This is a genomic window from Croceivirga radicis (assembly GCF_002072105.2).
GTDB classification, from domain to species: Bacteria; Bacteroidota; Bacteroidia; order Flavobacteriales; family Flavobacteriaceae; genus Croceivirga; species Croceivirga radicis.
Genome location: NZ_MTBC01000010.1, coordinates 147,551 through 158,224 on the forward strand (window position 1 = coordinate 147,551; position 10,674 = coordinate 158,224).

The following is a 10,674-nucleotide window of genomic DNA, read 5'->3' on the forward strand; positions in this document are numbered from 1 at the left end:
GGTGAAGAAAACTGCCGTATTTAAAATTATTTCCGTACTATTACCTTTAGTACTAATAGTGCTTTTGGAAATAGTTTTACGTATAATTGGGTACGGCGAAACCTATAACCTTTTTAATAAAACAAAAGGAGATAACGGTATAGAGTACCTTACCTTAAATTCACATATTTCTAAAAAGTACTTTAAGAACACAGGGTTTAATTCTGACAACCAATCAGACTTATTTCTAAGCCAAAAAACCGATAGCACATTTAGAATTTTTGTACAAGGCGCATCTACCACCGTAGGGTTTCCGTTTTACCGTGGCGCATCGTTTCCTAGATTATTAAAGCAACGTTTAGAAAAAACCTTCCCAGAGAAAAATATTGAGGTTATTAATACTGGAATTACTGCGGTAAACTCCTATACCTTGTGGGACATAACCCCAGAAATTATTGCGCAAAAGCCAGATCTTGTTTTGATTTATGCGGGCCATAACGAATATTATGGTGCTTTAGGGGTTGGTTCTTCGGCTTCTGTAGGTAACCACCCATTTTTAATCAGATCCTACTTAAAACTGAAAAATTTCAAGTTTTTTCAACTGTTCGAGAATACATTTCAAAAGATTACCCAACGTGATCAAAACAACTTAAAAACAGTAAAAGAAACCACGCTTATGGAAGTGTTGGCCAAAGAACAGCAAATACCACTTGGTTCTAAAGCCTACCTAGCCGGGTTACAACAATATGAGCAAAATCTTGGCCGGATACTTTCTTACTACAAAAAGCATAACATACCCGTTATTTTAAGCACCTTGGTAAGCAATGAAAAAGACACTGCTCCTTTTATTAGCCCTGCCTTAAACATTGAGTACTACAAAAAACTCTGCGAAAAAGATTTATCAACTGCTAAAACTAAAGCCCAGCATAATGCAATGGCATCATATGTATTAGGACATTATTTTTTCAAAAAAAACCAATTAGATACTGCCAAGCATTATTTCCATCAAGCCAAAGAATTAGATTTATTACGTTTTAGGGCCCCAGATGCTATTAATACCATAATTAGGCAATTTTCCAAAGAAGAAAACATTCCTTTAGTAGATATTAAAGCCCTATTTGAGTCTAAATCTCCAAGCAAAATGGTTGGAAAATCGCTTTTAACTGAACATGTACACCCAAATGTAGAAGGCTATTTTTTAATGGCAGATGCTTTTTATACCAAGCTAGAAGAACTACGTTTAATTGGAGATTGGAAAAATAAAATAAACTACCCACAAGCTTTTAGCAATTTACCCACCACTAAAATTGACAGTATACGTGGAACTATAATTCTAAAAGAGTTGCAGCAACAATGGCCATTTACTTTGAACACTCCCAAACCAGATGCAAACAATTCAATTCTTTATAGTCCTACCAGTTTTGAAGAGCGTATGGCTTGGAACATACACCAAGGAAAGCAAAAATGGGAAGACGCCATGCGCCAAGCCTATCATTTTTACACAAAGAAAGGTGATTTTAAAAATGCCCTAACCGTTGTAGAAACATTATTATTTGAATATCCAGAACAATGGCGAGTGCATAAAATGGCAGAAGAAACTTGCCTAAGATTAAGCGATACCTTAACCGCAAACTACTACGCAAACAAAAAAACAAAATTAAAGGCTATGAAGCCCGATTAAACCATTACCAAGGCCGTTCTATATCTTTTTCTTCAATACACCTTTGCTGTAAAACATAAAAACTCACTTTGTGACCATTTTCTTTTTTAATCGGGTTTTTGCTTAGCAATCTTTGCAAAATAGCTAAAGGTGTTAGTACAAGATAAAACACCAAAAAAAGTATCATGAAATTCATTAGTATACCTAGGTAATGGCCAAAAGATAGCCACGTTTTTGCAATAAATATTGTTCCTTTATGGGATAAAAGGGCAACGAGCAAAAAAGCTATTGTTACCAGAGATAACCATTCTATCTTATACCAAAAACCGATTAGTAAAGGTACTAATGCCAAGACCAGCAGGGTATCTAACGCTTTTGCTCTTTCCATTAAAATAAAGAATATATAAAGGGGCCTATAGCAGTACCATTGGTCAAAAATATTAGCAAGCCCAAAACAGCAAAAATTAACACCAGTGGCAATAACCACCACTTCTTTCGTTCTTTTAAAAAAAGAAAAAAATCTTTTATAAATTCCATTACTTTTCTATCACGTAATTTTCTAAAACCAGAATATCCATATTGGTTTTTAAAAAACAATCAATGGCATCTTCAGGTGTATTAACAATAGGCTCATCCTTTACATTAAAACTGGTATTTACAATTACTCCTATCCCGGTAAGTAATTTATAGTCTTGTATTAATTGCCAAAACCTTGCATTAAACTCCTTACTTACGGCTTGCACCCTGGCCGAATAATCTATATGGGTTATAGCGGGTAATTTTGATTTGGGTATTGCCCTTTTTTCTTCTAAGGACAAATCTTGAAAACCACTATCTAAGTTAAAACATAAAGAGGGTTTAAGAGAACTTGTAAAGAGCATATAGGGCGATGGATTACCAGCTTCAAAATACGTAGTATAATCCTCTACACATACGGCAGGAGCAAAAGGTCTAAAGCTTTCCCTAAACTTTATCTTTAGATTTAAGTTTGTTTGCATTTCTGGATTAGAAGCCGCTGCCAAGATACTTCTATTACCCAAAGCCCTAGGTCCAAATTCTGTTCTGCCTTGGTACCAACCAACCACCTTATCTGCTGCCAAATAGCCAGCTACCACTTTACACAAGTTTTTTTCTTCTTGATAAAACCGAAAAGGCAATTTGCGGTTTTTTAAATTACGTTCTATTTCCTGATTGTAATATTTTGGTCCTAAGTATACCTTATACGGATGCGGCATTCCTTTGAATTCCAAAGGTTGTTTTAAATAAGCTGCAGCCAAGCCAGCTCCCAAAGCCCCGCCGGCATCACCGGCTGCTGGCTGTATATAAATATCAGAAAAAAGACCTTTTGCAAATAAAACCGAATTGGCTACACAATTAAGAAAAACCCCACCTGCCAAACACAAATTACTGGCTTTTGTTATCTTTTTTACATGCGTAATCAATAGCACCAAAACCTCTTCTGTAACTTTTTGTGCGGCTAAGGCCAAATCTGCATGTATTTGAGATAATTTATCTTCTGCTTTCCTCTTTCTAAATCCAAATAAAACTTCCCATTTTTTAGGCAATACCATGGTAGAACCGACCGGAAAGTTGAAATAGGAAAGGTTTAATTTAAAAGATCCGTCCGTTTTAATTGTTATCAATTGGGATTTAATAATTTCTATAAATTGCTGAACCCTAGCAGAATTGGGTACGGCATAAGGTGCCAAGCCCATCATTTTATATTCACCAGCGTTTACTTTAAAACCTAAAAAGTAGGTGAATGATGAATAAAAGAGGCCTAAGGAATGTGGAAAATGTAACTCACCCATAATTTGGAATCCCTTACTACCATCTGCCATACCAAAGGTTGTGGTGGCCCATTCTCCTACCCCATCTACTGTTAAAAAAGCACTTTTTGCAAAGGGCGATGTGTAAAAAGCACTAGCTGCATGAGAAAGATGGTGTTCTGGAAATAAGATAGCCATCTTAACCTTTTTACCACCATTTAGTCGTTTTAATCTTTTTTGGATTAGCTGTTTGGTAAACAATTTCTCTTTTAGCCAAATAGGCATGGCCTTAGCAAAAGATAAAAAACCTTTTGGCGCATAGGCATAATAGGTTTCTAATAAACGTTCAAATTTTAAAAAAGGTTTATCATAAAAAGCTATGTAATCTATTTGCTCTAGGGTAATGCAAGCTTCTTTTAAACAAAAGCGAATAGCATTTTCTGGAAAGGATGCATCATTTTTAATACGTGTAAAACGTTCTTCTTGTGCTGCATACACAACCTTACCATCTTCTATAAGAGCAGCGGCAGCATCATGATAAAAAGCAGATATCCCAAGAATTTTCATTACCTACAACTAAAAATAGGAAAGAGGCCGTTAACACGAACAGCCTCTTTCAAAAAAATCTAAACTAACTCAAACTAATGCTACTAAAAGATTAGGTTGCATCTTAATATCCTGGATTCTGATAGGCAATTTTTTCAGCCTCCGTCATATCCAAATCGTCTATTTGTCCTTGCGGTATTGGTCTTAAATAATGATGCGGTTGTATGTTTCTGGTGGTAACCACAGGGCTGTGATCGGTGGCATCGTTACCAGCAATTTCGTAGGAAGCTGCCAACACGTCCCAAGTCTGGGTTCTTACCAAATCTAACCATCTTACGCCTTCGCCAAAATACTCTCTTGAACGCTCTGCCAAAATGTATTCTATGGTAATAGTGGTTGGTGTTGCCGCAGTTAATGCAGAACTATTATCCTCTATACGTTCTTCTTGCTCACCATTATCAAAACGCCATTTACCAGCACGGGCACGTAAAACGTTAACCAAATCCCTAGCACTTTTACCGGCCTGTGTGGCCGCTCCTTTAACGGCCGCTTCTGCCGCTACCAAATAGAATTCGGAATATTTAGCAATAGGAAACGGTCTGGTTAAAGCTCCATTTGGCTGCCCTAAGGAATTTTCCGTATCATGATCCGTACGGTAGGTACCCAACTTCCATAAACCTGGATAAAATCTTCTATTAATTTCATTTAGATTGATTACATAATCTGATCTCCCAGCCACTTCACCAGCACCAAGATTTCCTCCGTTAACGCTATAATCTACCGTTGGATCATATTCATCCAAGAACGAAATTACCGCATCCCCGGGGGCAATCTCCATACCATTGGCCGCTGTAATCGTAGGGTCGCTCACACCACCCTTATTCCAATTACCTCTATAACTGGTCACAAAAGTGGCATCGTACCTAGAGTCTAATTCCTTTTCGGCAAAAGTTTCTTCAAAAACATTAATGCTAGGAGCCATACGTGTCCATGGGCGGCCATAACTTTGCGCTGCCTCTCTTTGAACTGCTGCAACACCATCTACATTAATAGTAGTATAATTAGATGTTACCATCCACACAGCAGTATTGGCACTACCTCCTGTGCTGCTCCAACCTAAGCTTGCTCCATTATATATTTCGCTCTCTTCTGTACGGTCTGCATACAACATCATTTCGCTATGACGGTCATTAGAAGCTAAATGCACATCATAGAAATATTCTTGTAAAGAATAAGGCCCAGGGTTATCTATTCCTTGAACGGCAATATCATAGGCTTGTTGAAAATACCATTGCGCATCCCTACCATCTGGGTCTGTCCTTGGTGTATCTGGGTAAGTAGGAATATTTCTTGGGTTCTCTAACCACCAACCATAAGTTAAATACGCTTTGGCCAAATATAAACGTGCCACGTTTTTAGTAACCGTACCAGTAAGTCTGGGCGAATCTGGCAAATCGTTGACCGCAGTTATCAAGTCTGGAAAAATACCAATTGTATAAACTTCTGGCACTGTATTTCTGGTAGATGTTCTGACAGCTGAATTATTGAATGCCAACTCTCCAGAACCCAAATCTAGGGGTACACCTCCAAATTGTTGCACCAATAAAAAATAATTAAACGCCCTAAAAAAACGAGCCTCTGCAATAACGGCGTTATCCAAGCCGACGGCAGAAGCGTTTTCTATAATACCACTTGCCGTATTTATAGCAGGAAAACTATTGCCCCACTGTATACCTGTAGTATAGGTATCCGACATAATTTCTCCTTCACCAGATAAATCTGCCGTTTTAAAATTGTTATCGGCACTTTGGGCAAAGGTATACTCATCCGTACCAGTTTCCATGGAATTATAATAGTACGCTTGACCATATATATCCCTAAGGTTTTGGTATAAAAAAGTTAAACCTCCGTTTACACCCAACTCTGTTTCAAAAAACTCTGGGGTAAACACACCCCTTGTTTCTTCTTGTATAATGTCCTTAGTACAAGAACCTATTAGCAATGCAGAAGCAAACACTGCCAAGAATTTTGTTTTATTATTAAACTTTTTCATTTTGATTCTTTTTTAAAATGTGATGTTTAATCCTAACATATAATTTCTAGTTGTAGGAACGTTAGCTCCTACTGTTGGTATACCATTAGAAATTTGTGAGGTATTTACCGCTACGTTCTGACGGTTACCATTAGAGTCCACACCAGAATTAGTCTCTGGATCTAGACCAGATTCTTTGGTGAACGGAGAAAACAATACAAATGGATTCTGGGCCGTTGCATATAGATAGATATTCTGCACACCCAAATTCTTTACCAAGTTTTGATCCAATGTATAACCCAAGGTTAGTGCTCTAACCTTTAAGAAAGAAGCATCAAAATAACCCAAAGTACTAGCATATTTTTGATTATCACCAGATTGGATACCCCCTGGAGCGGGATATTTAGCATCTGTATTGGTAGGTGTCCAATAATCTACGTCCACGTTATTTCTTCTACCTGTAAGTAAGTTTACATAACCATTAGAAGAATGTAAAGTACTTACCAGTATACCACCACTTTGGAAAACACCAACGGCACTTAGATCAAAATTCTTATAGGTGAAACGCGTGTTAAAACCGCCTTGAAAATCTGGTGTAGGATCTTGCACTACCCTATCATCTGCATTAATCGCTCTTACAGGAGAACCATCTTCGTTGAACTCTCCAGTATATGCCACTTTGATCATACCTACATTTCCTCCTGGTTCATACTGATCTAAATATTGGAAATCAGGATCAGACTCGTTCCAGAGACCAATTCGCTTATAATCATAAATAACGTTAATAGGAGACCCAACAAACAATAAAGAACCAACGTTTTCATCAAGACCAGATGCAAGGGAAACAATTTTATTTCTATTGGTAAACACGTTAACGCCTGCTTCCCAAGACAAACCATTTGGATTATCTATTATGGTACCGTTAAGTGCAATTTCAATACCCTTATTTTCTGTTTTAGCAATATTGGTTGCAATGTTATTCACCCCAGAGGTATCTGGTAAGCCAAGATTAAATAACACATCATTGGTTTTGGTTACATAATATTCAACCGTACCAGACAAACGGCTACCAAACAAAGAGAAATCCAAGCCATAGTTAAATGTTTCTGAGAATTCCCATCCTAGATTAGGGTTTGGCAATTGGGTTACACTGTAGCCTGTTGCAAATGTGCTTCCAAAATTATAGTCTACCGTAGACAATCTACCCTGTGTAGAATATGGGGCAATTGCCTGATTGGATGTTTCTCCATAACCTACTCTTAATTTAAGTAAATCTACAAAACCTACATTCTCCATAAATGATTCGTTACCTATGTTCCAACCCAGAGAAACCGCCGGATAAGTATACCATTTATACCCTGGAGCCAATCTTGAAGAACCATCGGAACGAACGGTAGCGGTAAACAAATACCTATTGTCATACTGGTAAAGCACCCTGGCCATATAAGAAAGTAAACCGGTGGAAGAATAACCGGTTCCGTAATCTGTAATATCCTCTGCTAAGGCAGCATCTAAGTTATACCACAGTGAATTTTCATCGGGTACATTTCTTACCGCTAATGTTGCATTATCATAATCTGTTCTTTGTGAAGAAAACAATCCTACAAAGTTTACTTGATGCTTATCCGCAAAGGTTTTATCGTATAACAATTGATTTTCAATAACATAATCCCTTGTTAAGGAAGTGCTGTATCTAGCGGACGAATTGTTGTCTTCATTATAACTAAATACGCCCCTTCCTTGAAAATTACCGTCTCTACTGGTCCTAAAGTTTAAACCAACATTTAATCGATATTTAAGTCCGTCTACCCATGGTATTTTTACTTCACCATATATATTGTTGTAGGATCCAAAATCCAATTGTTCATTTTTTCTGCCGTCTCCTATTCTACTTATTTCGTTTCTTGTAGGTATCCAAACATCATCTGCTTGTGTTTGCAGCCGTACAGACTCCAAAAAGTTTCCGTTTTCGTCATAGGGACTTAATAAAGGTGAAGCGGCCAATGAAACACCGGTAATGCTAGAGGTTATGTTATAATTCATTACTGAGTTAATACCAAACCTAAAAAGTTCGCCAACTTGTTGGTCTACTTGTGCTCTTAAAGAGTAACGCTGAAAAGAATCTCCAGGCAATACAGATGTTTCTTTAAAGTACCCCAATCCAACATTATAAGACCCTTTTTCAGTACCACCTTGTACGCTTATATCATGGGTTGTTTGTAAGCCTGTACCGTAAAGCAAATCTTGCCAGTCTGTATCGTTTGCCAAGTCTTCGTCCCCTCCTAAATCATAAATTGGAACACCACCATTATTGGCGGCAACATCTGCTCGTAACTGCGTAAGTTGCGCAGCATTCATCATGGGAAATTTACTAAATACCTCTTTTGTTGCATAATAAGTGTTGTACGTAAATTTAGCTTTTTGCCCTTTTGTACCAGATTTGGTAGTAATGATAATGACACCATTTGCCCCCCTAGATCCATAGATAGCCGTTGCAGACGCATCTTTAAGAATATCTAAGCTTTCTATATCATTTACATTGATATCACTTAAACCACCCGAAAAAGGAATTCCATTCAATACGATCAATGGATCATTATCTCCATTAAGAGAACGTGTACCCCTAATACGTACGGTTGGCGCCGCACCAGGCCTAGTACTAGTTGTAGAAATGTTTACACCGGGTGCACGCCCTTGCAATGCCTGTTGAAAGTTGGCAGTTTGTACCTCTTTAATTTCATCTGCTTTTAAAGAGACAACAGAACCAGTTACAGACTCTTTACTTTGGGTACCATACCCAATAACAACAACTTCATCTAGCAGTTGCGTATCCTCTTCTAGCTGTACGTTTAAATTTCGTCTTCCATTTAACGCAATCGTTTGAGGATTAAACCCTAAATAACGGAATTCCAAACTAGCACCCTGTGCTACTTCTAGAACATAGTTTCCATCAAAATCCGTAGTAGTTCCATTGGTAGTGTTCATCTCTATAACACTAACCCCAGGAATAGGCGTACCGGCTGCGTCCGTAACCGTTCCGCTTACGGAGACCTTTGTTTGCCCAATTGCACTTACACTACAAAACAGCAAGGCAAGCACACATAAATACAATCGTAAGGCATTTGCCTTCCATTTGATTAAAAAATCAAAATCTAAGTTTTTAGACATGTTTTAAGAATTTAGTTTAATTTCAACAGTTTGGTTGAGACTTAAGCAATTTTACCTGCTTTATAGTTTCAATATGATAAATGTATATATTAAAATTACAGATGCAATCGATTGCATTTAATTTTCAAAAAATGCTACGAAAATTTTTGCGAAACATATCGAACTTAGATTCTTAATTCTATGTATTTAACAGACTAACCACTCTATCTTAGCAAGATTCCAATAAAGAATTATGTTTTTTAAGGTTATTAAATTAACTGCCCAACACCTAAAACTGAATACTACTAAACTAAAGCACATAATGAAAAAGACATTCTCTTCAACAATTCTACTTCTTACTCTATTGTTTATAGTTAGCTGTAAAGAAGATAGAAACCACGAGTTAACAGAAAAGGAATACAAACTTCCAACTCTTAAAGAGGCCTTTAAATCTAAGTTTACCATAGGAACGGCATTAAACAGTCATCAGATTTATGGTCATGATTCATTAGCTACACAATTAATAAAAAGGGAATTCAATACCGTAACACCAGAGAACGTAATGAAATCTGTTAACATACACCCAGGTGTAAACACTTATAATTTTGATGCAGCAGACAAATATGTTCAGTTTGGCCAAGACAATGACATGTTTATTGTTGGGCATACATTGGTATGGCATAGCCAACTGTCTAACTTTTTTAATGAAATAGAAGATAAGGATAGCTTAAAACTAGCACTAAAAAAACATGTGGTTACGGTTGCCGGTAGATATGCTGGTAAAATTAATGGTTGGGACGTGGTTAACGAAGCTTTAAATGAAGACGGTAGCTTAAGAAATTCTCTTTTTTTAAATAAACTAGGAGACGACTATTTGGTAGATGCCTTTAATTGGGCAAAACAGGCCGCTCCGCAAACAGAACTTTATTATAACGATTACAATTTATGTGCACCCAGCAAAAGGGAGGGTGCAATTAAATTGATAAAGTTTTTACAAGAAAATAATTGTAAAGTAGATGGCATTGGAATGCAAGGCCACTGGGGACTAGAAACGCCTACTTTGGAGGAAATAGAAAAGAGTATTATTGCTTATTCTGAATTAGGTATCAAAGTAATGATCACAGAGTTGGATATTACGGTCTTACCTAACCCTTGGGATTTGGAAGGTGCAGACGTAAATCAAAATTTTGAGCAAGACCCTAAAATGAATCCTTATCCTAATGGTATGCCAGATTCTGTGGTAACTAAATTTAACAAACGCTATAAAGATATCTTTGAATTATTCTTAAAACATCAGGATAAGATTGGCCGTGTTACCTTTTGGGGAGTACAAGATGGCGATTCATGGTTAAATAATTGGCCTATTGAAGGTAGAACCAATTATCCTTTGCTTTTTGACAGGGATTATAAACAGAAACCAGCTTATAAAGAAGTAATTCAAGTAGCTGCCAAAAATTAAACATAATCTATTAAAGCCTACCATTTATATGAAACCTGATTCTAATAGGATATCCGTTAAGGAGAAAGTTGGGTACGCCCTT

The 10,674-nt window shown here is 37.0% G+C and carries 7 protein-coding genes; 2 read left to right on the top strand and 5 right to left on the bottom strand.

What is annotated here, in order from left to right:
- The first annotated feature begins 1 nt into the window (after nt 1).
- Nucleotides 2-1,660 (top strand): SGNH/GDSL hydrolase family protein, encoded by a 1,659-nt coding sequence (locus tag BUL40_RS13870; protein WP_176465491.1) that lies wholly within the window; start codon nt 2-4, stop codon nt 1,658-1,660.
- Between the two features lie 4 nt (nt 1,661-1,664).
- On the opposite strand, the gene BUL40_RS13875 is transcribed toward BUL40_RS13870, so the two are convergent.
- The 5 genes from BUL40_RS13875 to BUL40_RS13890 form a co-directional block, all read right to left on the bottom strand.
- Nucleotides 1,665-2,027 carry an SxtJ family membrane protein gene (locus BUL40_RS13875; RefSeq protein WP_080319743.1) on the bottom strand — a complete coding sequence of 121 codons (363 nt, stop codon included), beginning with the start codon at nt 2,025-2,027 and terminating at the stop codon, nt 1,665-1,667.
- Nucleotides 2,027-2,176, bottom strand: a complete 150-nt coding sequence (locus tag BUL40_RS15870) for a DUF5989 family protein (protein WP_010517015.1) — start codon at nt 2,174-2,176, stop codon at nt 2,027-2,029. The genes BUL40_RS13875 and BUL40_RS15870 overlap by 1 nt, the downstream gene beginning before the upstream one ends.
- Nucleotides 2,176-3,975 (bottom strand): carbamoyltransferase family protein, encoded by a 1,800-nt coding sequence (locus BUL40_RS13880; RefSeq protein ID WP_080319744.1) that lies wholly within the window; start codon nt 3,973-3,975, stop codon nt 2,176-2,178. The genes BUL40_RS15870 and BUL40_RS13880 overlap by 1 nt, the downstream gene beginning before the upstream one ends.
- Nucleotides 3,976-4,078: 103 nt before the next feature.
- Nucleotides 4,079-6,007 carry a RagB/SusD family nutrient uptake outer membrane protein gene (locus BUL40_RS13885; RefSeq protein WP_080319745.1) on the bottom strand — a complete coding sequence of 643 codons (1,929 nt, stop codon included), beginning with the start codon at nt 6,005-6,007 and terminating at the stop codon, nt 4,079-4,081.
- A 12-nt stretch (nt 6,008-6,019) separates the two neighbouring features.
- The gene (locus BUL40_RS13890) at nt 6,020-9,154 is read right to left on the bottom strand and encodes a SusC/RagA family TonB-linked outer membrane protein (RefSeq protein ID WP_080319746.1); all 3,135 of its coding nucleotides are present in this window, start codon (nt 9,152-9,154) and stop codon (nt 6,020-6,022) included.
- Between the two features lie 301 nt (nt 9,155-9,455).
- On the opposite strand from BUL40_RS13890, the gene BUL40_RS13895 reads away from it, so the two are divergent.
- The gene (locus BUL40_RS13895; protein WP_080319751.1) at nt 9,456-10,592 is read left to right on the top strand and encodes an endo-1,4-beta-xylanase; all 1,137 of its coding nucleotides are present in this window, start codon (nt 9,456-9,458) and stop codon (nt 10,590-10,592) included.
- The last annotated feature ends 82 nt before the right edge of the window (nt 10,593-10,674 follow it).

Coding starts and splice junctions, on each gene's coding strand:
- BUL40_RS13875 (WP_080319743.1), bottom strand. CDS start 2,027: ATGGAAAGAGCAAAAGCGTTAGATACCCTGCTGGTCTTGGCATTAGTA.
- BUL40_RS15870 (WP_010517015.1), bottom strand. CDS start 2,176: ATGGAATTTATAAAAGATTTTTTTCTTTTTTTAAAAGAACGAAAGAAG.
- BUL40_RS13880 (WP_080319744.1), bottom strand. CDS start 3,975: ATGAAAATTCTTGGGATATCTGCTTTTTATCATGATGCTGCCGCTGCT.
- BUL40_RS13885 (WP_080319745.1), bottom strand. CDS start 6,007: ATGAAAAAGTTTAATAATAAAACAAAATTCTTGGCAGTGTTTGCTTCT.
- BUL40_RS13890 (WP_080319746.1), bottom strand. CDS start 9,154: ATGTCTAAAAACTTAGATTTTGATTTTTTAATCAAATGGAAGGCAAAT.
- BUL40_RS13895 (WP_080319751.1), top strand. CDS start 9,456: ATGAAAAAGACATTCTCTTCAACAATTCTACTTCTTACTCTATTGTTT.